20 protein-coding genes are annotated in these 22,940 nt (G+C 71.6%); 6 read left to right on the top strand and 14 right to left on the bottom strand.

Translation table 11 applies throughout. The annotated features are described in order from the left end of the window. Positions 1–7: 7 nt before the first annotated feature. From AC4BEG_RS21270 to AC4BEG_RS21245, 6 genes are all read right to left on the bottom strand, one after another. The gene (locus AC4BEG_RS21270; RefSeq protein WP_490701332.1) at positions 8–877 is read right to left on the bottom strand and encodes a carbohydrate ABC transporter permease; all 870 of its coding nucleotides are present in this window, start codon (positions 875–877) and stop codon (positions 8–10) included. Continuing rightward, positions 874–1,866 carry a carbohydrate ABC transporter permease gene (locus AC4BEG_RS21265; protein ID WP_490701331.1) on the bottom strand — a complete coding sequence of 331 codons (993 nt, stop codon included), beginning with the start codon at positions 1,864–1,866 and terminating at the stop codon, positions 874–876. The genes AC4BEG_RS21270 and AC4BEG_RS21265 overlap by 4 nt, the downstream gene beginning before the upstream one ends. Further along, a complete protein-coding gene (locus AC4BEG_RS21260) occupies positions 1,863–3,191 on the bottom strand; it encodes an extracellular solute-binding protein (RefSeq protein ID WP_490701330.1) in 1,329 nt (442 codons plus the stop codon). The genes AC4BEG_RS21265 and AC4BEG_RS21260 overlap by 4 nt, the downstream gene beginning before the upstream one ends. A gap of 133 nt (positions 3,192–3,324) precedes the next feature. Further along, positions 3,325–3,738, bottom strand: a complete 414-nt coding sequence (locus tag AC4BEG_RS21255; RefSeq protein WP_490701329.1) for a recombinase family protein — start codon at positions 3,736–3,738, stop codon at positions 3,325–3,327. A 196-nt stretch (positions 3,739–3,934) separates the two neighbouring features. Beyond that, a complete protein-coding gene (locus AC4BEG_RS21250; RefSeq protein ID WP_201877026.1) occupies positions 3,935–4,234 on the bottom strand; it encodes a DUF3039 domain-containing protein in 300 nt (99 codons plus the stop codon). A 176-nt stretch (positions 4,235–4,410) separates the two neighbouring features. Then, positions 4,411–4,998: a YqgE/AlgH family protein gene (locus tag AC4BEG_RS21245; RefSeq protein ID WP_490701328.1), complete on the bottom strand. Its 588-nt coding sequence runs from the start codon at positions 4,996–4,998 to the stop codon at positions 4,411–4,413. A 239-nt stretch (positions 4,999–5,237) separates the two neighbouring features. Here AC4BEG_RS21245 and murA point away from each other — a divergent pair, with 239 nt between their 5' ends. Continuing rightward, on the top strand, positions 5,238–6,581 hold the full coding sequence (murA, locus tag AC4BEG_RS21240) for a UDP-N-acetylglucosamine 1-carboxyvinyltransferase (protein WP_490701327.1): 1,344 nt from the start codon (positions 5,238–5,240) through the stop codon (positions 6,579–6,581). Between the two features lie 184 nt (positions 6,582–6,765). On the opposite strand, the gene AC4BEG_RS21235 is transcribed toward murA, so the two are convergent. Both AC4BEG_RS21235 and AC4BEG_RS21230 read right to left on the bottom strand, forming a co-directional pair. Continuing rightward, complete coding sequence (locus AC4BEG_RS21235; RefSeq protein WP_014179130.1) at positions 6,766–7,047, bottom strand: HU family DNA-binding protein; 282 nt, start codon at positions 7,045–7,047, stop codon at positions 6,766–6,768. A 255-nt stretch (positions 7,048–7,302) separates the two neighbouring features. Beyond that, complete coding sequence (locus AC4BEG_RS21230; RefSeq protein WP_490701326.1) at positions 7,303–8,724, bottom strand: NAD-dependent malic enzyme; 1,422 nt, start codon at positions 8,722–8,724, stop codon at positions 7,303–7,305. 260 nt (positions 8,725–8,984) lie between these two features. Between AC4BEG_RS21230 and AC4BEG_RS21225 the strand changes: the two genes are divergently transcribed. Then, positions 8,985–9,191: a cold-shock protein gene (locus AC4BEG_RS21225; protein WP_201877020.1), complete on the top strand. Its 207-nt coding sequence runs from the start codon at positions 8,985–8,987 to the stop codon at positions 9,189–9,191. 198 nt (positions 9,192–9,389) lie between these two features. On the opposite strand, the gene AC4BEG_RS21220 is transcribed toward AC4BEG_RS21225, so the two are convergent. The 5 genes from AC4BEG_RS21220 to AC4BEG_RS21200 all read right to left on the bottom strand — a co-directional run bounded on the left by AC4BEG_RS21220 (position 9,390) and on the right by AC4BEG_RS21200 (position 16,432). Then, positions 9,390–11,777, bottom strand: coding sequence for a HelD family protein (locus tag AC4BEG_RS21220; protein WP_490701325.1), 2,388 nt, complete (start codon positions 11,775–11,777; stop codon positions 9,390–9,392). 164 nt (positions 11,778–11,941) lie between these two features. Then, positions 11,942–12,706, bottom strand: a complete 765-nt coding sequence (locus AC4BEG_RS21215; protein WP_490701324.1) for an anti-sigma factor family protein — start codon at positions 12,704–12,706, stop codon at positions 11,942–11,944. Then, positions 12,703–13,242 (bottom strand): sigma-70 family RNA polymerase sigma factor, encoded by a 540-nt coding sequence (locus tag AC4BEG_RS21210; protein ID WP_490701323.1) that lies wholly within the window; start codon positions 13,240–13,242, stop codon positions 12,703–12,705. Before AC4BEG_RS21210 ends, AC4BEG_RS21215 begins: the two co-directional genes overlap by 4 nt. Before the next feature lie 326 nt (positions 13,243–13,568). Next, entirely contained in the window at positions 13,569–14,795 is a 1,227-nt protein-coding gene (locus AC4BEG_RS21205; RefSeq protein ID WP_490701322.1) for a uroporphyrinogen-III synthase, read from the bottom strand. 188 nt (positions 14,796–14,983) lie between these two features. Continuing rightward, positions 14,984–16,432, bottom strand: a complete 1,449-nt coding sequence (locus AC4BEG_RS21200) for a nitrate/nitrite transporter (RefSeq protein ID WP_490701321.1) — start codon at positions 16,430–16,432, stop codon at positions 14,984–14,986. Positions 16,433–16,684: 252 nt separating this feature from the next. On the opposite strand from AC4BEG_RS21200, the gene AC4BEG_RS21195 reads away from it, so the two are divergent. Both AC4BEG_RS21195 and AC4BEG_RS21190 read left to right on the top strand, forming a co-directional pair. Then, on the top strand, positions 16,685–17,047 hold the full coding sequence (locus AC4BEG_RS21195) for a DUF6247 family protein (RefSeq protein WP_490701320.1): 363 nt from the start codon (positions 16,685–16,687) through the stop codon (positions 17,045–17,047). After that, entirely contained in the window at positions 17,044–17,331 is a 288-nt protein-coding gene (locus AC4BEG_RS21190) for a hypothetical protein (RefSeq protein ID WP_490701319.1), read from the top strand. The genes AC4BEG_RS21195 and AC4BEG_RS21190 overlap by 4 nt, the downstream gene beginning before the upstream one ends. A 7-nt stretch (positions 17,332–17,338) precedes the next feature. On the opposite strand, the gene AC4BEG_RS21185 is transcribed toward AC4BEG_RS21190, so the two are convergent. After that, positions 17,339–18,316, bottom strand: coding sequence for a LysR family transcriptional regulator (locus tag AC4BEG_RS21185; protein ID WP_490701318.1), 978 nt, complete (start codon positions 18,314–18,316; stop codon positions 17,339–17,341). A 63-nt stretch (positions 18,317–18,379) separates the two neighbouring features. Here AC4BEG_RS21185 and AC4BEG_RS21180 point away from each other — a divergent pair, with 63 nt between their 5' ends. Beyond that, positions 18,380–19,678 carry an MFS transporter gene (locus AC4BEG_RS21180; RefSeq protein WP_490701317.1) on the top strand — a complete coding sequence of 433 codons (1,299 nt, stop codon included), beginning with the start codon at positions 18,380–18,382 and terminating at the stop codon, positions 19,676–19,678. A 226-nt stretch (positions 19,679–19,904) separates the two neighbouring features. Next, complete coding sequence (locus AC4BEG_RS21175) at positions 19,905–22,877, top strand: glycoside hydrolase family 3 C-terminal domain-containing protein (protein WP_490701316.1); 2,973 nt, start codon at positions 19,905–19,907, stop codon at positions 22,875–22,877. Positions 22,878–22,940 lie beyond the last annotated feature (63 nt).

Here is a 22,940-nt window from a genome sequence, read left to right as displayed (position 1 = left end):
CGCGTCCTCAATCCTTCACCGCGCCGCCCAGTCCGGAGACCAGTCGGCGCTGTACGAGTACGAAGAAGACCAGCACGGGGATGGTCATGACGGTGGACCCGGCCATGATCCCTCCCCAGTCGTTGCCCTCGTCCTTGAAGAAGACCAGCAGCGCCATCGGGAGCGTGGAGTTCTCGGTCGCGCTGATGATGAAGGACTTGGCGAAGAGGAAGTCGTTCCAGGCGGAGATGAAGGAGAAGACGCTCGTCGCGACAAGTCCGGGGAAGACCAGGGGGAAGAGGATCTGCCACAGGAAGCGGGAGCGGCTGGCGCCGTCGAGATAGGCCGCCTCCTCCAGCGACTCGGGCACGGCCTTGACGAAGCCGCGCAGCATCCAGATCGCGAACGGCAGCGAGAAGGCGATATGCGGCACGATCAGCGAGCCCAGGGTGTTGAGCCCGATACCCGGCACCGACTCCCCCAGGTCGCGCATCAGGAAGAACATGGGGATGGTCAGCGCCTCGATCGGCACCATCTGGGCGACCAGGAACATGATCAGCAGCGTGGTGCGGAACCGGAAGCGGAAGCGGGTGACCGCGGTCGCCGCGAGAAAGGCGATCAGTGCGGAGGCGACCACCACCACGGCGGCCACGAACAGGCTGTTGAGGAAGTAGCGCCCGAAGTCCTGCTGTTCGAAGACGCGCCGGAAGGAGTCCAGCGAGGGCGAGGTGGTCCAGGGGCGGGGCTCGGTGGACTGGATCTCGCCTTCGGGCTTGAAGGCGGAGAGCACCATCCAGTAGAGCGGGAAGGCGACCACGGCGGCCACCAGCAGGGCCGTGGCCTCGGCCAGCAGCCGCCAGGGGCGGCGTACCCGGAGAGAGATACGGGAACGGCTCACAGTTCTTCTCCCTGACGTCGCAGCAGCCGCAGATAGACCAGGGTGATCACCAGCAGGATCAGCAGCATCACCACGCCGATCGCCGAGCCCAGGCTGTACTGCGAGGACGCGAACGCCTTCTGGTACGCGTACACATTGAGCGTGAGGTTCTGGCCGGCGATCCCGCCGCCGTCGGTCATCACATAGATCTGGGTGAAGATCTTGAAGTCCCAGATGATCGACTGGATGGTGACGACGATCAGGATCGGCCGGAGCATGGGCGCCATGACCGAGCGCCAGGTCCGCCAGTTGGAGGCGCCGTCGAGGGAGGCGGCCTCCAGCACCTCTCCCGGGATGGCCTTGATGCCCGCGTAGACGGTGACCATGACGAACGGGAACGAGCACCAGACCACTTCGAACAGCACCAGCGCGAAGGCGCTGTAGCGGTCGTAGGTCCAGGAGTAGTCCTCGAACCCGGAGAGCCCGAGCCACACCAGGGCCTTGTTGACCGGGCCGTAGTCGGGGTCGAAGAGGAAGACCCAGACGGTGGAGCCGGTGATGCCCGGGGTGGCCCAGGCGCCCATCGCGGCCAGCATCAGCGCCAGCCGCGGCAGGGCCCGTACGCGGGTCAGCAGCACCGCCAGCGCACAGCCGACCGTGAGGGTGGAGATCACACAGGCCGCGGCGAAGACCAGGGTGGTGGTCGCGACCTCCCAGAACTGGCTGTCGCCGAAGAGCTGTGAGTAGTTGGCGAAGCCCTGGAAGGTGGTCGGCTCACCACCGCTCACCTGCGCCTGGGTGTACTCCAGGAAGGAGATCAGCCCGAGCTGGTAGATGGGGTAGACGAGCAGTCCGCCCAGAACGACCAGGGCCGGGGCGAGGTAGAGCCAGGGAGTCCAGGCCCCCCGCCGCCTGGCTCCCTTGAGGGCCTCCCCGCCCGGCCCGCCGCGGCGGTGGGCGGGTGCCGCCGCCCGCGGCCCGCTGTGTTTGGTGGTGGTGCCGGGAGTCATTGTGCGAATGCCTCGTCCATCTTCTTCGCCGCGTCGGAGGCCGCCTGGTCGACGTTCTTACGGCCGCTGATGACCTCCTGGAACATGGTGGGCAGCACCAGCTGGGAGTCGATCGATGCCCAGCCGGGGCTGGCGGGGACGAACTTGGCGCTGTCCGAGAGGGTCTTGACGAACGGCTTGATGAACGGCGCCTTCTGCGCGACCGCGCCCCGGACGTCCGTGAAGGTGGGCAGGAAGCCCATCGCGTTGAACAGCTTCTCCTGTGTCTTCTTCCCGGCGAGAGCCTTCAGCAGCTCCACCGAGAGGGTGCGGTGGCGGGTGCTCTTGAGGATGCCCAGATTGTTTCCACCTGCGAATGCAGGGGCCACCTGTCCCTTCTTCACACCCGGCAGCGGGATCACCGCGTACTTGCCCTTGGCCGCGCCCGCCTCGATGGCCTGGTGGTTGAAGTCACCGGCGATCGCCATGGCCGCCTTGCCCGAGGCGAACGCCTGGACGGTGTCGTTGCCGCCCCACTGGGCGCATTTGGCCGCCGGGCAGTTGTCGTCGCCGAAGAGCGAGGTGTACGCCGTGATGCCCTTTTTGGCGCCGGGGCTGTTGATGGCCGCGTCGTACTCGTTGGAGCCGAACTTGCCCTTTTCCGTCGCGATGTCGCCGCCGTTGGCCCAGATAAAGGGCATCGCGGCATAGGTGGAGGCGCCACCCACCGCGAGACCGTACATATCCGGACGCTTGGCGCGGATCTTCTTGGCGGTGGAAATCAGCTCGTGCTGGGTGGTCGGCGGCTTGAGGCCGAGCTCCTTGAAGACGTCCTTACGGTAATAGAGGGCCCGCACGCCGACGAAGAGCGGCGCACCGTACACCCTGCCGCCGATGGTGACCGAGTACTCCGTGGTCGGGTCGGTGTTCATCGCCTCGTCCCAGGCGCCGAACTCCTTGCTGATGTCCAGCAGTCCGCCGTCCTTCACATAACCGGCGGTGTCGGTGTTGCCGTACTCGATCAGGTCGGGGGCGCTCTTGGGATCGTTGAAGGCTGCCTTGATCTTCTGTGCCCGGGTGTTGACGGGAATGTAGCTGACCTCGACCTTTACGCCCTCATGGTCCTTTTTGAACTCATCGATGGCGTCGTTGGCCACTTCCTCTTTCGGCTTGTTGTTGACCTCACGGAAGAGCCATACCCGCATGGTGCCGGTCTTCTCGTCCTTGTCGGAGCTGTTGTCGGACGTGGACGGCGCACACGCGGTGGCGGTCAGCCCCGCGAGGACCAGCGCCGCCGCGGGCGCGGTGATACGTCGGGAGAGCATGGGGGGCTTGGACAGCTTCATGGACACCCTTAGCAACAGGGCGTTGCACATAACGCAACGCGCGTTTCGCTCAGCACAATATGCGTGAGGCTAAGGAACGTTGGGTGTCCGCCACAAGAGGTCTCAACCACTCCGTGACACAGCAAGTTTGCCGTTACCGGTTCGGCAACTCTTCGCCGGGGTAGGACGGTTCGGGATACGGGACCGCCTCCACGCGTGCGCCAGAGGCTTTCAGACGGTCCGTCACCTTGCTCCAGTCCGGCCAGGAACTCTCGATCCGCGCCAGCACACGGGCGCTCGCGACGAGGACGACCTCGCATCCCGGATCGTCCGCCCACTCCAGCAGACGCGCCGGGGCCGGCTGCGACGCCGACACCACACAGCTGCCCGCGGGCGCGTAGCCGCGCTCCTCGGCCAGCCGCCGGCATCGCTCCAGCTGGGCATCCCAGTCCTTCTCGAACTGGCAGTAGACGCCCGCGGCTTCCGCGCCGGGCTCGTCGACCTCCCGCGCCCCGAACACCAGACAGACCGCCCGCGACGCCGATCCGTTCTCCGCACGCCCGCTCATGGGGGCGACACTAGTGGGCACGCACCGCGGCACGGCCGGGAACGCGTCAACCACCACCCGTCGGCATACGCCTCGCACAGCGGACAGCAGAGCGCGGCACGTCCGGCCCGCGTCCCCGTGGTGGGGACGCGGGCCGGACGTGCCGCGCGCGAGGCTGTGGAGCGGGAGGGGTGGCGCCGGTCAGTGCGCCGGGTGGCTACTTCTGGCCGCCGCCCTTGCCGCCGTCCTTGCCCTTGTCGTCGCCGCCGGAGCCCATGCCCTCGAAGATCTCCTTGCACATCGGGCACACCGGGTACTTCTTGGGGTCCCGGCCCGGGACCCACACCTTGCCGCAGAGTGCGACCACCGGAGATCCGGAGAGCGCGCTCTCCATGATCTTGTCTTTCTGTACATAGTGGGCATAGCGCTCGTGGTCGCCGTCACCGTGCGACACCTGCGGTGTCGGCTCAACGAGGGTCCCCGTGCCTGCCCCGCGCTCGGGCTCAAGAGTGCTCATACAGCCCTAGGGTACTCATGCCCGTCCGGTGCGGCGGATGTGCGACCGGCCACGTTCCCGCCGGTGACCCGCTCAGGATCGCCCCGGGCCGCGCCCAGTTCACCGGTCCGGTGCGAAGAGGGATCGACTCCGGTGTCACCTCTGGTGGCGTCCCTAGTTCAGATCTGGCGTCGTCCCTAGTTCAGAGAAGGATCGTCCGGATAGGTGGCGACCATCGCCAGCTCGCTGCGCTGGCGCCGCAGCACCGCCCGCCACAGCCGCTCCGGAGCCGGTGAAGAGACGTCCCCCGGCTCGGACTCCACCACGTACCAGGCGCCCTCGGACAGCTCGTCCTCCAGCTGGCCCGGCCCCCAGCCCGCGTACCCCGCGAAGATCCGCAGACTGCCCACGGCCGCCGCCAGCAGCTCCGGCGGCGCCTCCAGATCGACCAGCCCGATCGCACCGTGGACTCTGCGCCATCCGAGTGGTCCGTCCTCGGTGCGCGCCGACTCCCGGCCGCCCTCGCCCGGGACCACGGCCACGCCCAGCGCGGAGTCCAGCGACACCGGACCGCCCTGGAAGACCACACCCGGCTCGCCGGCCAGCGAGGCCCAGGACTCGAGGATGTCACCGACCCCCACCGGGGTGGGTCGGTTCAGCACCACTCCGAGGGAGCCCTCCTCGTCGTGGTCGAGAAGCAGCACCACCGCGCGGTCGAAGTTCGGGTCAGCAAGCGCCGGCGTCGCGACAAGCAGCCGTCCTGTGAGCGAGGACACCTCGGTCATGGCCACATGATCCCGCAAATCCGCTCCGGACGGGGAGTGGAATCCGACTCCCGTATGAGAGCAGGTCGGGGCGTACGACAGCAGGAGCGGCGCACATGACTGTCGGCTCCCGGAAACAAACGGAACGTGTTCTCTCCGATTCATGACGTCACAAGCGGCGCACGAGGCTTACGGAGGCGGTCTCCGCGGCTATTACTCTTGCCCTTTGGCCCTTGTCCGTCACAGGAACGCGAGACCAGATGACCCGCTCGAACGATGTCCTGCTCGTCCATGGCGGCACCCCGCTCGAAGGCGAGATCCGTGTCCGCGGCGCGAAGAACCTCGTGCCGAAGGCCATGGTCGCCGCCCTCCTCGGCAGTTCGCCGAGCCGGCTGCGCAACGTGCCCGACATCCGTGATGTCCGGGTCGTCCGCGGTCTGCTCCAGCTGCACGGCGTCACCGTGCGCCCCGGCGACGAGCCCGGTGAGCTGGTGCTCGACCCCACACATGTGGAGAGCGCCAACGTCGCCGACATCGACGCGCACGCCGGTTCCTCGCGCATCCCGATCCTGTTCTGCGGTCCGCTGCTGCACCGCCTCGGCCACGCCTTCATCCCCGGCCTCGGCGGCTGCGACATCGGCGGCCGCCCGATCGACTTCCACTTCGATGTGCTCCGCCAGTTCGGCGCGACCATCGAGAAGCGGGCGGACGGCCAGTACCTCGAGGCACCGCACCGGCTGCGCGGCACCAAGATCCGTCTGCCGTACCCGTCGGTGGGCTCCACCGAGCAGGTGCTGCTGACCGCGGTGCTCGCCGAGGGTGTGACGGAACTCTCCAACGCCGCCGTCGAACCGGAGATCGAGGATCTCATCTGCGTCCTCCAGAAGATGGGCGCCATCATCTCCATGGACACCGACCGGACCATCCGGATCACCGGTGTCGACAAACTGGGCGGCTACAACCACCGCGCCCTGCCGGACCGCCTGGAGGCCGCCTCCTGGGCGAGCGCGGCGCTGGCGACCGAGGGCAGCATCTTCGTCCGCGGCGCCCGCCAGCGCGAGATGATGGCCTTCCTCAACACCTTCCGCAAGGTCGGCGGCGCGTTCGACATCGGTGACGACGGCATACGGTTCTGGCACCCGGGCGGCAAGCTCAACGCCATCGCGCTGGAGACCGACGTCCACCCCGGTTTCCAGACCGACTGGCAGCAGCCGCTGGTGGTCGCGCTGACCCAGGCGTCCGGCCTGTCGATCGTGCACGAGACGGTGTACGAGTCCCGGCTGGGCTTCACCTCCGCGCTCAACCAGATGGGCGCACACATCCAGCTCTACCGGGAGTGCCTGGGCGGCTCCGCCTGCCGCTTCGGCCAGCGCAACTTCCTCCATTCGGCGGTTGTCTCCGGCCCCACCAAGCTCCAGGGCTCCGATCTGGTCATCCCCGACCTGCGCGGCGGCTTCTCCTACCTGATCGCGGCACTGGCCGCGCAGGGCACCTCGCGGGTGCACGGCATCGACCTGATCAACCGCGGCTACGAGAACTTCATGGCGAAGCTGGTGGAGCTGGGCGCCAAGGTCGAGCTGCCCGGCGGCGGCGACACCGCCTGACCGAACCACGACACTTCGGGCATTTCACTCCGTGATCAGCCCCTGAGCCCGCGCCGGGCCGCTCCAGCGGCCCGGCGCGCGGCGTGAACGGGGCGAGAACGGCGCCAGAAGGCGGCTCAGCGGCCCGGGAACAACGCGAAAGGGCGGCCACCCCACATGGGTGGCCGCCCCTTCGTACAGGCGCTTACTTGCCCTTGGCGGCTTCCTTGAGCTTGGAGCCCGCGGAGACCTTCACGCTGTAGCCGGCCGGGATCTCGATCGGCTCACCGGTCTGCGGGTTGCGGGCGGTACGAGCGGCACGGTGGGTGCGCTCGAAGGTCAGGAAGCCGGGGATGGTGACCTTCTCGTCGCCCTTGGCGACAATCTCGCCGGTCACCTCTGCGAGGGCGGCCAGAACGGCGTCGGCGTCCTTGCGGGTCACCTCGGCGCGCTCGGACAGAGCGGCCACCAGCTCACTGCGGTTCATGTTGTACTCCCGTGTTCATCTTGCCAATGAGGCGTGAGATCGAAGCCGATGCTGCCAGGGCCCTCGGACAGTCCCCGGACCCGGGTCTGCTGTTCAGACCCTCGCGCCCGGAACGCATCCTGCCCCCACCTGTGGCGGGAAAGCCAATCCGGAACCCCGGAGAGTCACACGAAAAGCGCCAGGGCGGTCGTTTTTCTGCCCGCCACCCTATGGGTGCTCCGTGGACCCCACAGCACGCGACGCGCCGTGCCCGGCCTAGACCGCCGTGGTCCCGGTCACAGCCCTGGCCGCGTCCCGGACCGCTCCGGCGACCGCGCCCGCCACCTTGTCGTTGAAGACGCTCGGGATGATGTAGTTCGCGTTGAGCTCGTCGTCGTGGACCACATCCGCCAGCGCGCGGGCCGCCGCCAGCATCATCTCGGTGTTCACCGTACGGGACTGGGCGTCCAGGAGCCCACGGAAGACACCCGGGAAGACCAGCACGTTGTTGATCTGGTTGGGGAAGTCGGACCGGCCGGTGGCGACCACGGCCGCGGTCTGGCGGGCGATCGCCGGGTCCACCTCCGGGTCGGGGTTGGCCAGCGCGAACACGATCGCGTCATCGGCCATGGCGGCCACGTCCTGGCCGGACAGCACGTTCGGGGCGGACACCCCGATGAAGACATCGGCGTCCCGCACCGCGTCGCGCAGGGTGCCGGTGACGCCCTCCGGGTTGGTGTTGTCCGCGATCCAGCGCAGCGGGGACTCCGGATCGGCGGAGACCAGGTCCTGGCGCCCGGCGTGCACCACGCCGTGGATGTCGGCGACGACCGCGTGCCGGACGCCCGCGGCGGTCAGCAGCCGCAGAATGGCGGTGCCCGCGGCGCCCGCGCCAGACATCACCACCCGCACGTCGCCGATCTTCTTGTCGACCACACGCAGCGCGTTGGTCAGGGCCGCCAGCACCACGATCGCGGTGCCGTGCTGGTCGTCGTGGAAGACCGGGATGTCCAGGGCCTCGCGCAGCCGGGCCTCGATCTCGAAGCAGCGGGGGGCGGAGATGTCCTCCAGGTTGATCCCGGCGAAGCCCGGCGCGATGGCCTTCACAATCGCGACGATCTCGTCGCTGTCCTGGGTGTCCAGGCAGATCGGCCAGGCGTCGATGCCCGCGAACCGCTTGAACAGGGCCGCCTTGCCCTCCATGACCGGCAGCGCGGCCTTGGGCCCGATGTTGCCCAGGCCCAGCACCGCGGAGCCGTCGGTGACGACCGCGACGCTGTTGCGCTTGATGGTCAGCCGCCGGGCGTCCTCGGGGTTGTCGGCGATCGCCTGGCAGACCCGGGCGACACCGGGCGTGTAGACCATGGAGAGGTCGTCACGGTTGCGGATCGGGTGTTTCGACGACATCTCGATCTTGCCGCCGAGGTGCATCAGGAACGTACGGTCGGAGACCTTGCCGAGGGTGACCCCGTCGATGCCCCGCAGCTTCTCGACGATCTCGTCGGCGTGGGCGGTGGAGGTCGCGGCGATGGTGACGTCGATACGGAGCTTCTCGTGACCGGAGGCGGTCACGTCGAGGCCGGTGACGGAGCCACCGGAGGACTCCACGGCCGTGGTCAGCTGGCTGACCGCGGTACCACTCGCGGGCACCTCCAGCCGGACCGTCATCGAGTACGAGACGCTGGGCGCCGTTGCCATGGCCGTCTTCCTCTGCTTTCCCTATTTCAGTCTCCGGCCCCGGGGTAGCGGCCGCGTGCTTCAGATGGTTACACCTACCTTCCGGTACCAGGTAACCCGGCCCGACTTTCGGACATATTGTTCTGACATACGAGAGTGGGGTCAGCGGAGTGGAAAGCCCCACTCCTTCGCGCGAACGCCCCGCGAGGCGGGCCGTCCGCCGACCGGGCCGCTCTAGGCTCTGCCGCGCACAGCGTCGAGGGACAGCGAGGAGCGCCGGCATGGCTCAGGGCACCGTCAAGTGGTTCAACGCCGAGAAGGGCTACGGATTCATCGCCCAGGAGGGCGGCGGGCCGGACGTCTTCGTCCACTACAGCTCGATCGACGGCAGCGGCTACCGCAGCCTCACCGACGACCAGCGGGTGGAGTTCCAGATCGTCCAGGGCCGCAAGGGCCCGCAAGCCGAAGAGGTCCGCGTCCTGGGCTAGGACACAGACCTCTTTCGATGTGCGAAGGGTGGCACCGGCCCGCCATGCTCGCCTCGCGGCAAGTGGTCGCTCGAAGCGACGAAGGTTGGGCCCGGGGGCTTGGATCGGGCCGGTGCCACAGCAAGGCTAACAAACCGTCCCCGGAAGCGATTCCCCGCTGAGGGGTTGATTTCCGGGGCCCCGGACGAGCCGGTTCCGTCAGTCCCGGAGCAGATCCGGGACGCCGTGGGCGTCCGGCTCGTCGCGCTCCCCCGACACCACCGTCAGCCGTTGGGTGGCACGGGTCAGCGCCACGTACAGCACCCGTAGCCCGGCCGGGGACTCATCGGCGATCTCGGCCGGGGAGACCACGACCGTCGCGTCGTACTCGAGCCCCTTGGCCTCCAGACTGCCCAGCGCCACCACCCGGCCGCCGAGTCCGTCCAGCCATCCGCGCGCCTGCTGACGCCGGTTCATGGCGACGACAACGCCGACCGTGCCGTCCACCTCCCCCAGCAGCCGGACCGCCTCCGCGCGCGCCGCCGCGCCGAGGTCGCCGTTCTCCCCCGGGGCGAACCGTGGTGCGACCCCGGTGGAGCGGACCGCCTCGGGGGACGGGGTGCCGGGCATGGCCAGTGCCAGGACCCTGGCGGCCAGTTCGGCGATCTCCGCCGGATTGCGGTAGTTGACGGTCAGGGTGAAGCGGCGGCGCGGCCGGGTGCCCAGCGCCTCGTCGCGCGCGGCCCCGGCCTCGTCCGGGTCGGACCAGGAGCTCTGCGCGGGGTCGCCGACCACCGTCCAGGTGGCGTGACGGCCGCGCCGCCCCACCATCCGCCACTGCATGGGCGTCAGATCCTGTGCCTCGTCCACGATGACGTGGGCGTAGTCGGCGCGCTCGCGCTCCAGGCGGTCGGCGCGGCTACGGCGCCCGCCGGTCCGGTCGGCGTGGGTGGTCAGCTCGTCAAGGCCGGTGAGCTGGTCCAGCGGATCGGCCTCGCGGGGCGCGGCGGGCCGGGCGGGTGCGCCCAGCACCGTCTGGAGCTCGTCCAGCAGCGCCACGTCGTGGACGGACAGCGGGCCCTGTCCGTCGTCCCCCAGCCGGGTGAGGGAACGGGCCATCAGACGGGTCTCGCGCGGATTGAGCACCCGCCGGGACCAGCGTCCGAGCCGCCTCTCGTCGGCCATCGCGGCGAGCACCGCGCGGGGGGTCAACTCGGGCCACCAGGCGTCCAGGAACTCCTGGAAGGCGTCCTCGGAGGAGATGTCCTCGTCGAACCCCTCCCGGGCCTCGGCGGCCAGTTCGGGGTCGGTGTAGCGGCGCTGGGCACCGGAGCGGGCCCACAGCGCGTCCAGCAGCAGCCGGCGGGCGCGGGGGCGCAGCAGATTGACGGGGGCGGTGCCGCCCAGCGCCTGCTGGCGGATCCGGTGCAGCTCGTCGGCCTCCAGCTCCACACGGGCGCCGAAGGCGACCACCCGCAGCCGCTCGGGCGGGCCGTCGGGTCTCTCCCCGGGGCCCGCGCCGGGTCTGCCCCCGCGCGGCAGCTCCAGGGCGCCGCGGGCCGCCTTGCGCAGCATCTTGTGCATCCGCGAGGAGCCCTTGATCCGGGCCACGGCGGGATCGTCGTAGGTGGTGGCCTCGGCGCCGTCCACCAGGGAGCCCACCGCGCGGATGGCGACCTGCCCCTCCTCGCCCAGCGAGGGCAGCACGCCCTCGGTGTAGGCGACCAGCAGCGGGGTGGGGCTGACGACCAGGATGCCGCCCGCGTACCGCCGCCGGTCCTGGTAGAGCAGATACGCGGCGCGGTGCAGCGCGACGGCGGTCTTGCCGGTGCCGGGGCCGCCCTCGACCTCGGTGACGGAAGCGGCGGGGGCCCGGATCACCAGATCCTGTTCGGCCTGGATGGAGGCGACGATGTCGCGCATGGTGTGGCCGCGGGCCTGGCCGAGCGCGGCCATCAGCGCCCCGTCCCCGACCACCGGCAGCGCGCCGCCGTCGAGGGTCGCCGACAGCTCCGGGCGCAGCAGGTCGTCCTCGACGCCGAGCACCCGGCGGCCCTTGCTGCGGATGACCCGGCGGCGGACCACCCGGCCGGGGGCGACCGGGGTGGAGCGGTAGAACGGCGCGGCGGCGGGCGCCCGCCAGTCGATCACCAGCGGGGCGTAGTCGGCGTCCAGGACGCCGATACGGCCGATGTGCAGGGTTTCGGCGATCTCGGCACGGTCGCCGTCCTCCCCGGAGCGGATGGCGTCGTCCGCGGGCTCCACGGAGGTGTAGGCACCGTCCGGGCCGCGTGCACCGTCCTTGCCGAGCAGCAGATCGATCCGGCCGAAGAGGAAGTCCTCGAATTCGCTGTTCAGCCGGTTGAGGTGGACCCCGGCGCGGAACACCTGGGCGTCCCGCTCGGCGAGCGCACCGGGCGTACCGACCTGGCCGCGCTTGGCGGCGTCGTCCATGAGGAACTCCGCCTCGTGGATCTTCTCCTCGAGGCGCCGGTACACCCGGTCCAGATGTGCCTGCTCGGTCCGGATCTCGCGATCCCGGATCCCGTCCCCGCCGTCCGGCGGCGGAACCGTGCGGCTGTCATGCGTGGCGTTCTGCGCGGCCACCCAAGCCCCCTTCTGTCTCCCTAGGGCAGCCGTCAACCGTACACCCCTTTTGCGCCACGTCGAGGGTCTCGGGCGCAGGTCGGGCAGGTCACCGCCAAGATCGGCAGTGGCCAGTGGACGGTGGCCTCTGGACGGTGGCCGGTGGCCGGTGGCCCGCGACCGGTCTAGAGATCGACCTTGGCCAGCCGCTGCCCGTCGAGGGTGCGGATCTCGAACCGGGCGATGTCCTCCTGGTTCATGGCGGCGCCGCCCTGGGCGTACAGCGGCTCCTTGCTCCAGCGCGAGCCGTCGCCGTCCTTGACGCCGTAGCCCGAGGTGGGCACGGCCCAGGTGGTCACGGTCTCCTCGTGGCCGTCCTTGCCGACGGCGACCAGCTCACAGGCGCGCGGCCCCTTCACATTGCCCAGCTTGAGGGCGATGCCGGTGCCCCAGCCCTTCTGTTCGAGGGAGACGGAGGCGTCCACCTTGGTGACGGGGTCGACCGCGGTGAACTTCTTCTGTCCCTGCTCGTAGATCTGCTGGGCGGCGACCACCGGCTTCCCGCCGCCATCGTCCCCGGAGGAGGACGAGGTGAGGGCCGCACCCGCGAGCGGGCCGCCGACGATGAGGACGGCGGCCGCGGCGACGAGGAAGAGCCGCCGTCTGCCGGACGCCTTGCGACTGGCGGTGACATCGCCCAGCAGCCGGTCGAGCAGTTCCGGCCCGGGGCGGGCGGTGAGCCCGGCCGGATCCGGCAGCGGCCGGCCGTCGGGGGCGGTGGCGAACTCGGCCAGCAGCGGCGGGATGCCCATCAGCTCGTCGAGTTCGGCGGCGCACCGGTCGCAGCCGATGAGGTGCTCCTCGAAGCGCGCCGCGTCCGCGGGGTCGAGCACACCGAGCGCGTAGGCGCCGACGGCGGTGTGCTGCTGGTCGTCCGCTGCCGGCATCATGCCGTCACCCCCCTTTCCTCGAGCGAGAGCTTCAGGGAGCGCAGCGCGTAGAAGACCCGGGACCGCACCGTCCCCGGCGGTACGCGCAGCACCTCGGCCGCCTCACTCACCGTCCGTCCCTTGAAGTATGTCTCCACGAGCGCCTGTCTGTGCGCATCGGTGAGATCGGCGAGGGCGTCGGAGAGGGTCATCTGACGCAGGGCGCGGTCGATGTCGTCCGCGGCGGGCATGGCCTCGAGGGGCGAGGCATCGACTTCACGGGGGCGCGCGCGGCGCTGGCGGTGGCCGTCGATGACGATGCGGCGGGCCACGGTCACCAGCCAGGGGCGTACCGACCCTCCCGCGCGCTGGAGTTGATCAGCGTTGCGCCAGGCCCGCAGCAGCGTCTCCTGAACCACGTCCTCGGCGCGGTGCCGGTCGCCGGCCACCAGGCGCAGGACGAAGGCGAGAAGCGGGCCCGCGTGCTCCGCGTAGAGCGCGCGCATCAGCGCGTCGTCCGGTGTCGTCCTCTCGGTCACGAGGGCATCTTTGCGCATGCAAGCCGTCGGGTCGAGGGGGGTACGGACGGGAATGGCACAGCGTTCACCGGGATTCCTGTGATGTTCGCCGCAATTCCGGACTGAACGCTTCCGGGAGTGCGGCACGTACTGGAGTCCGAGAAGCCGGCACCGGGCGGGTGCCGGTCGCCAGGAAGGGCTCCCCTCCCCATCTCCGCCCCGCAGGCCCCGGTCCCCCCATCCGGGGCCTGCGTCATGTCCGGTGCCGGACAGTCGAGTTACGGGCTTGGGGGTGCGGGGTCCCGGCTTCGCATCTGCGCAACTGCCCCGCGCGACGGGGCCGGTGGCCCCCCGGGCAGCCCGGTTCAGTGCTCGTCGGCTCCGGGGCCGTCGGTGTACTTGGTGTCGGCGGCGGGGTCCAGTGCCAGCCGGTAGCCGCGTTTGACCACGGTCTGGATGAGCTTCGGGGCACCCAGCGCCGTCCGCAGCCGGGCCATCGCCGTCTCCACCGCATGCTCGTCGCGCCCGGAGCCCGGCAGCGCGCGCAGCAGCTCGGCGCGGGAGACCACCCAGCCGGGGCGGCGGGCCAGGGTGCGCAGCAGGGCCATCCCCGCGGGCGGCACGGTGCGCAGCTCACCGTCGACGACCGCGGCATGGCCACGGATCTCCAGCCGCCGCCCGGCCACCGGCAACGGCCTTATACGGCCGGGAAGTTCATGGCACAGCAGCTGAACGAGCGGGCCGAGCCGGAACCGTTCGGGCTGACGGGTGGGGATGCCGTGGGCCTCCAGCGGCAGCGCGGTCACCGGGCCGACGCACGCGGGCAGCACATCGTGGCGCAGCGCGTCGAGCAACTCCTCGCGCATTCCCAGCTGTTCGGCCCGGTCCAGCAGGCTCGCGGCGGCGGGGGCGCTGGTGAACGTGACGGCGTCCAGGGCACGGGCGACGGTGGCGTACAGCAGCCGGTCCACGGGGCCGATGTCCTCCGGCGGCATCCAGCGGTAGACCGGCACCCCGACCACCTCCGCTCCCCCGGCGCGCAGCGACTCCACGAAGCCGGGCAGCGGTTCGCCGTGCAGCTGGACGGCGATCCGGCGGCCGTCGACGCCCTCCTCCAGCAGCCGGTCCAGTACCTCGGCCATCGACTCCGAGGCCGGTGACCACTCCTCGGTGAGCCCGGCGGCGCGGATCGCGCCGCGCACCTTGGGCCCGCGGGCCAGCAGCCGGACCCCGCGCAGCCGGTCGAGCAGGGCCTCCCCAAGACCCCAGCCGTCGGCCGCCTCGACCCAGCCGCGGAAGCCGATGGCGGTGGTCGCCACGACCACGTCGGGGGCGTGGTCGAGCAGGTGCTTGGTGGCCGCGAGCAGCTCGGAGTCGTCGGCGAGCGGCACGATGCGCAGCGCGGGCGCGTGCATCACCTCGGCACCGCGGCGCCGCAGCAGGGCGCCGAGTTCGTCCGCCCGGCGGGCCGCGGTGACACCGACGGTGAACCCGGCCAGCGGGCCCGCGGGGGCGTCCCCGGCGGTCCCGCCGGGGGCCGGAGGACGGCGGACGGTGGTGCCGCCCGCCGCGGTGGTCTGGTCTCGGTGCATGCCTCGTCCCGATTCACTGTCGTATGCGCGCCTCCGGAATCCGCATCCTGCCGCCGTCGCATGACGGTCGCGGTTCGCGGAGGTTACCCAGGTGTAACGGGGTGTACGACCGGTGGCTTCCCACCGGCCGCACACCCTCCCCCACGCGGGCCGTGGGCCCTTGGGGCCGTGGACCGTGGGCCCGCGGCTCAGATGTCCGCGTAGGCGGGTTGCCGCTGAGCCTGCGGATCATGCGTCCCGGCCGGCTGCGCACCGTCCCCGGCGGTGCCGTCCGCAGCGGTGCCGTCCCCCGCCGCGGCGGACGGGACCGCCACGCGGCTGCCGCGCAGGTATACGGCCCAGGTGACCGCGGAGCACAGGGCGTAGAAGGCGAGGAAGGATACGAAGGCGGGGGTGCCGGAGTGGCCGGTCAGGAACGCCTCCCGGAAGGCGAGGTTGATCCCCAGCCCGCCGATGGCGCCGACCGCCCCGATCAGCCCCATCGCCGCGCCGGACAGCCGCCGCCCGTAGGTCGCGGCCCGCTCCCCCGCCAGACCGCGGGCGACGGCCTTCGCCTGGAAGATGCCCGGGATCATCTTGTAGGTGGAGCCGTTGCCCAGACCGCTGAGGACGAACAGGGCGATGAACCCGGTGAGGAAGATCCCCAACGAGCGCTGGGCGGAGGCGTAGACGACCACGAGGGTCGCGGCGGCCATGGCGGCGAAGTTCACCAGCGTGATCCGCGCCCCGCCGTAGGTGTCGGCGAGCCGCCCGCCGATCGGGCGGATGAGCGAGCCGAGCAGCGGGCCGATGAAGGTGAGCGAGGCGGCCTGGAGCGGGGTGCGGTCGAACTGGTTCTGGAGCACCAGACCGAAGGCGAAGCTGTAGCCGATGAACGAGCCGAAGCTGCCGACGTAGAGCAGCGCCATGATCCAGGTGTGCGGGTCGCGGGCCGCCTCCCGGACCGCCCCGGTGTCATTGCGCACCGGCGCCAGGTTGTCCATGAACAGCGCCGCGAGCACCGCCGCCAGCACGACGAGCGGGATGTAGACGGCGAGCACGATCCGCGGATGGGCGGCCCCGGCCGTACCGATGACCAACAGGCCGACGAGCTGGATCACCGGAACGCCGATGTTGCCGCCCCCGGCGTTGAGGCCGAGCGCCCAGCCCTTCTTGCGCAGCGGGTAGAAGGAGTTGATGTTGGTCATGGAGGAGGCGAAGTTCCCGCCGCCCACCCCGGTGAGCGCCGCGACCACCATGAACGTGGTGTACGAGGTGCCGGGCTCCATCACCACGGCGGCGGCGACGGCCGGGACGAGCAGCAGCGCGGCGCTCACCACCGTCCAGTTGCGCCCGCCGAAGCGGGCCACGGCGAAGGTGTACGGCACCCTCAGCACCCCGCCGACCAGGGTCGGCACCGCGACCAGGAAGAACTTCCCGGCCGGGTCCACGCCGTACTCGGGGCCCATGAACAGGACCATCACCGACCACAGGCTCCACAGGGAGAAGCCGATGTGCTCGGAGAGGATGGAGAAGACCAGATTGCGGGTGGCGGTGCGGCGGCCGGTCTCCCGCCAGAAGGTCTCGTCCTCCGGGTCCCACCGCTCGATCCAGCGGCCCCCCTTGCGTGCGGCGGTGATGGTGGTCGGGGCAGTCATCGCGGCGCCTCCACGGTGCTCGGTGTCACTGCCCGACGCTAGGGACGGCGCATTACCGACCTGTGGCGGCAGGTGACACCGGCGAAACCTTGCTCTCACCCGGCGGGGCGGGGAGCGGTGAGGGCGCGCGGGCGGAAGCGTTCCGGGGTCGCCCGGGGCGGTGGCACCTAAGCCGTCCCGTACGCGGCGCGGGGCCGCACCCGGTAGCGTGCCTGTGCACCACCCGCCCCGGCCGCCCCTCCGGAGGACCGTATGAGCACACAGCCGGAAGATCTGCACGGCCCCGTTCTGCCGCAGCCTCCGATGACCAGAGACGCCCTTCGGGAAGCCGTGAAGCGCCTCGACCTCGCCCGCATCGCCGAATTCGACCGCGAGATGGGCGAGGCGTTCGACCGTGCCGTGCAGACCGCGTCGACCACCCCCATGCGGCTGTTCCTGGAGAAGTGGGCGACCGTCGTCGCCATCGAGCGTCATCCCGGCAGGTATCGCGCCCTTCGCGAGGCGGAACGGGTCACGGGCGACCCGAACGCCACTGAAGCGGAATTCCGGGCGGCACAGGCCACCGTCACCCGGATCCTCGGCGAGGCCGCGGCCGAAGCCGGGGTCGCCCCGTGATCGCACGGGCCGAGGGGGTCGAGGACGGCAACGGATGGGCCTGGGAGTACAACCCCGACGCCCAATGGGTCGTCGGCGCCCTCAAGGACGCCGACCGGGAGGCGGTCGAGCTGATCGCCACCGCCCTCGCCGATCTCGCCGCCCAGGGGCTGGGCCCGGACGGCAGCCTCGACGACGATCCGGAGCCGCATCGCCTGCGCACGTACAGCGTCGACACGATGCTCGTCTGGTATCAGGTGATCCCGCACCGCGGACGGGTCTACGTGCACCGCGTAAACCTCTGACCCAGTGTCAGTGGGCTGCCTCCGGCCGCGGGAGCCAGGCGTTGCGGGGGTGGTCCAGCCAGCGGTGGCGGGCGCCGAGGTCGTGGGCGGCGGTGAGCAGGGCGGTCAGGCCGGGGTGGCGCAGGCCCTTGCGCCAGACGATGGAGACCGGTGAGAGCGGCACCGGGTCGATGAGCGGGCGCAGCACCGTACCGGGCAGATCGATGAACACCTCGCTCGCCAGCACCGACCAGCGCCGTTTGGTCACCACCCGGATGAACTCCGCGTCGCCCTCGATCTCCGGGAACGGTTCGGCCATCGCGATCCCCCGCCCCGCGAACAACTGCCCGGCCAGATCGGTCCACTCGGCGGTGGCGGCGTTGCCCGCCGCGGCGTAGAGGGTCTCACCCACGAGCGCGGCCAGCGGGATCCGCTCCCGGTGGGCGAGCGGATGGTCCTCGCGCAGCAGGACGGCGATCCGCTCGTAGCGCACCGGGCGGTGCTCGAGACCGGCCAGCACGGCCGGGTCCAGGCCCCGGGCTCGGCCGAAGGAGACGTCCAGGCGCCCGTCGAGCAGTTCGACGGCGGCGCCGGTCAGCCCGCTGTGGTAGCGGGCCACCAGTTCGGTGTCGGCGGTGAGCCGCCGCCGCGCCTCGTCCAGCACCCGGCTGCCGGTGCTGACCGGCGCGCCCACGTCCACCAGCAGCGGACGGCCGGTTCCGCCGCCCACGGCGGCGGCCAGCTCGTCCTGCGCCGCCAGTACCCGCCGCGCGTACGGCAGCAGCCGCTCGCCCTCCGCGGTCAGCGCGACCTGACGGGTGGTACGGACGAACAGCTCCGCGCCGAGCTCCCGTTCCAGCCGCCGGATGTCGCGGCTCAGCGCCTGCTGTGCCACGTAGAGGCGGGCGGCGGCACGCGTGAAGTGCAGCTCGTCGGCGACGGCGGCGAAGGCCCGCAGCAGCCGCGGTTCGATGTCCCGGTTCACTCCTCCATATTGACAACCCATATGCGTCAATGGGGCCCGATCAGGTGTTGGACGGGGCACAGGGGCGGCCGGGACCGTACAGGGGTGATCCTTTTCCTTGCCTCCCGGCCCGTCGTCCGCCCTGTTCCGCCGCCGCCCCGGCGCCGGGCCCGGCGTCGTCGCCCGGCCCGTGCCCCGGCGTTCCTCGCCCCGTACGGACGGCTCTTCGCCGTCCCCGGTGCCCTGGCCTTCACGCTGGCGGCGTTCGTCGGACGGCTGCCGGGGGCGATGCTCGGCGTCGCCCAGGTGCTCATGGTCGCCATGGCGCGGGATTCCTACGCGCTGGCGGGCGCCGTCTCGGCGACCGGGGTGGCGGTCACGGCGCTGACCGGACCGCTGCTCGGGCGGCTGGTGGACCGGTACGGACAGGCGCGGGTCGCGGTGCCCGCCGTGGGGGTGTTCGCGCTGGGCGCCACCGCGATGGTGCTGTGCGTCCACCACGACGCCCCGGCCTGGGCGCTGTTCCTGTGCGCGGCGGGCTCCTCCGGCGTCCCCAGCCTCGGTTCGATGACCCGCGCCCGCTGGGCCGCGCTGCACCACGACAACGCGGCCGCCCGGCACACGGCCGCCTCGTTCGAGCAGGTCGTGGACGAGGTGTGCTTCATGGCGGGCCCGGCACTGGCCATGGTGCTGTGCACGGCGGTCTTCCCGGAGGCCGGGCTGCTCACGGCGGCGGTGCTGCTGGTGACCGGCACCCTGCTGTTCGCCGCCCAGCGCCGCACCGAGCCGCCGCCGCACCCGCGGCCCACCGCCGGGGAGCGCGCCGTCCCGCTGACGCGCACCCCGGGGGTGCGGGCCCTGCTGCTCACCTTCCTGGCGACGGGCGCGGTGTTCGGCTCCATGGAGGTCGCGACGGTCGCCACCGTACGGTCCCTCGGCGGCGCCTCCATGAGCGGCGCCGTCCTCGCCCTCCAGGCGGCCGGATCGTGCGTGGCGGGGCTGGTCTTCGGCGCGCTTCCGCTGCGGGGTTCACTGTCCGCCCGCTTGGTGGCGGGCGTGGCCGCCATGGCCGTGGCCGTCCTTCCGCTGCTGGCGGCGGACAGCCTGGTGGCCCTGGCCCCGCTGCTCTTCCTGGCGGGTATGGCCACGGCGCCCACGATGATCACCGGGATGTCCCTGGTCCACCGGCTGGTCCCGGCCGCCCGTCTCAACGAGGGGATGACCACGGTCTACACCGGCCTGCTCATCGGCATCTCCGCGGGCGCGGCGGCAGGCGGCTGGACCGCCGACCACCTGGGCGCCGTCTCCGCGTACGCAACCCCCGCCACAGCCGCCGCCCTGGCCCTGACCGCGGCCCTGGCGGGCCGACGCACCACCCGCCGCCGGGCCGGGGCGGTGGTCTGACGCGCCGTTGCCCCGGCGGCACCAAGGGCCGCCCGCCGGGTGCCCGGCGCCGGTGTCCGCCCGGGGGACGGCGCCCGGGGCGTCCCCTCAGCCCCGGCCGGGAGGCCCCACCGCTGGGCCGATGGGGGCAACGCGCGAGCGTGGGCAGCGCGGGTGGGTAGTGGGCGGCGCTACGGTGCGGTTTTCGCGCCCGGACGTCGAACCGCCGCTACCCGAGGGGACGTACGTGTTCGTGACAGGCACCGCCGCCCGGCCACCCCGCCGCCGCGCGGCCCTCCGCGTACTCGCCGCATCCGCCCTGGCCGCCGCCCTGTTGACCGGCTTACCACCCGCAGGCCCGACCCCGGCCGGGGCGCACGCCGGCCTTCCGTTCCGCGATCCGCGGCTGCCGCTCCGCGAGCGCGTGGACGATCTGCTGGACCGGCTCACGCCGGACGAGAAGATCTCCCTGCTGCACCAGTACCAGCCCGCCATCCCCCGCCTCGGCATCCGGTCGTTCAAGACCGGCACCGAGGCCCTGCACGGAGTGGCCTGGCTGGGCGAGGCCACCGTCTTTCCGCAGGCGATCGGGCTCGCCTCGGCCTGGGACCCCGCGCTGATGCGGCGGGTCGGCTCGGCCGTGGGCGACGAGACCCGCGGCTTCCAGCGGGAGCGCCCGCCGGGCTGGGGGCTCAACGTGTGGGCGCCGGTGGTCAATCTGCTGCGCGATCCGCGCTGGGGCCGCAATGAGGAGGGCTACTCCGAGGACCCGTTCCTGACCGGCGCCATCTCCACCGCGTACGGCAAGGGGCTGGAGGGCGACGACCCCGGCCATCTCAAGACCGCCCCCACCCTCAAGCACTACCTCGCCAACAACAACGAGGTGAACCGCACCACCACCTCCTCCGACCTCCGCCCCCGCGTGCGGCACGAGTACGACGAGGAGGCGTTCCGGCCCGCGATCGCCGCCGATGCCGCGACCGGGGTGATGTCGGCGTACAACCTGGTCAACGGCCGCCCCAACACGGTCAATCCGGGTCTGAACCACACCGTGCGCCGCTGGACCGGGCGCGATCTGTTCCATGTCACCGACGCCCAGGCGCCGGGCAATCTGCTGCCCGGGGTGCAGAACTACTACGCCACCCCCGCCGAGGCGGACGCCGCCGCGCTGAAGGCGGGCATCGACAGCTTCACCAACGACAACACCGACTCCGGCCCCACCCGGGCCGCGCTCCACAGCGCGCTGGACCAGGGGCTGATCACCGTCGCGGAGGTGGACCGCGCCGTCCGCCACGTCCTCTCCCTCCGCATCCGGCTGGGCGAGTTCGACCCCGGCGGCGGTCCCTACGGCGGCATCGGCCCGTCGGTCATCAACAGCCCGGCCCACCGCGCGCTGGCGCGGGAGACGGCGGCCAAGGCGATGGTGCTGCTGAAGAACCACAACAGGACCCTGCCGCTGGATCCGGCGCGCACCCGGCGGGTCGCGGTCGTCGGCCCGCTGGCCGACACCCTCTACACCGACTGGTACTCCGGCACCCTGCCCTACAAGGTCACACCGACGAAGGGCATCGCCGAGCGGCTGGCGAAGTCCGGTTCCGGCACCGTCACCAGCCGCGAGGGCGTGGACCGCATCGCGCTGCGGAACACGGCGAACGGCCGCTACATCACCGCGGGCCGCGGCGCCGCCGGGGCCCCGCTCAAGGAGAGCGCGACCCCGTCCGGGGCGGCCGAGCAGTTCGACGCCTTCGACTGGGGCGGCGGGGTGGTGGCCCTGCGGGCCATCGTCAACGGCCGGTACGTCGGCCTGCGCGAAGGAGGCACCTTCGGCAACGACCAGACCGAGCCCAACGGCTGGTTCGTCCAGCAGCAGTTCCGGCTGGAGCGGCAGCCCGACGGCAGGTATCTGCTGCGCTACGCGGGCTATGACGCACAGGAGAGCTGGTTCGGCGACAAGAAGTACCTCGCGGCGCGCGAGGACGGCACCCTCGCTCTCGTCACCGCCGAGAACGCCAGCCGCTACACGCGGGAGGTCCGGCGCGACGGGGCGCGGGAGGCGGCCGAGGCGGCGCGCGGCGCGGACGCCGCGGTCGTGGTGGTCGGTTCGATGCCGCTCATCAACGGCAAGGAGGACCACGACCGCACCGACATGGGGCTCGCCCGGCAGCAGGAGAAGATGGTCAGGGCGGTCAGGCGGGCCAACCCGCGCACCGTCGTGGTGGTCGAGAACAGCTACCCCACCACCCTCGACTGGGAGAAGCAGCACGCCCCGGCGCTGCTGTGGACCACCCACGCGGGCCAGGAGACCGGCCATGGCCTCGCCGACGTCCTCTTCGGCGGGGTGAACCCGGCCGGGCGGCTCACCCAGACCTGGTACCGCTCGCAGCGGGACCTGCCGGGCATCCTCAACTACGACATCATCCGCTCCGACCGCACCTACCAGTACTTCCACGGCCGCCCGCTCTACCCCTTCGGCCACGGCCTGTCGTACACCGACTTCCGCTACGGCCAGGTGAAGCGGGTCCCGGGCGGGGTCGAGGTCCCGGTCACCAACTCCGGGTCCCGGGCGGGCGACGAGGTCGTCCAGCTCTACACCCGCCAGCGGGTCTCCCGGGACAAGCAGCCGCGGCTGCGGCTGCGGGCGTTCCGCCGGGTGTCGCTGGAGCCCGGCCGGACGAAGACGGTCCGGCTGCCGCTGCGCACCGCCGATCTGGCGCACTGGGATGTCACCCGGGGCCGCTGGGTCGTGGAGAGCGGTGTCTACGACCTGATGGTGGGCGCCTCCTCGGCCGATATCCGCACCCGCACGGCGTGGACCGTACGGGGCGAGACGATCCCGGCCCGCGATCTGTCACGCCGCACCCGGGCGGCCGACTTCGACGACTACACGGGCACCCGGCTGGTCGACGCCGCCAAGGTGCGCGGTGACGCGGTCGCCTCGGGCCCGGACGGCGGACGCCTCGTCTTCCGCGACGCGGACCTGGGCGGCGGTGCGTCGGCCTTCACCGTACGGGCGGCGAAGGAGACCCCGGGCGCGTCCACGGTGCAGGTCCGCCTCGGCTCCCCGACCGGCCCGCTCGCCGCCACGGCCCGCGTTCCGAGCACGGGCTCCCGCTACACCTACCGCACGGTGACCGCCCGTCTGACCGCCGTCGCGGGCCACCGCGATGTCCATCTGATCCTCGGCAGGGGGCTGCGCCTCAGCACGTTCTCGCTCCGCTGAGGAAGCGGGGCAGCCCGCGTCCGGGGCCGCGGCCCCTGACGCGGCACCTGCCGGGACCGCGGC

It is taken from the genome of Streptomyces sp. JLBJ103 (genome assembly GCF_058215575.1).
This window is presented reverse-complemented; position numbering and strand designations above follow the sequence as displayed.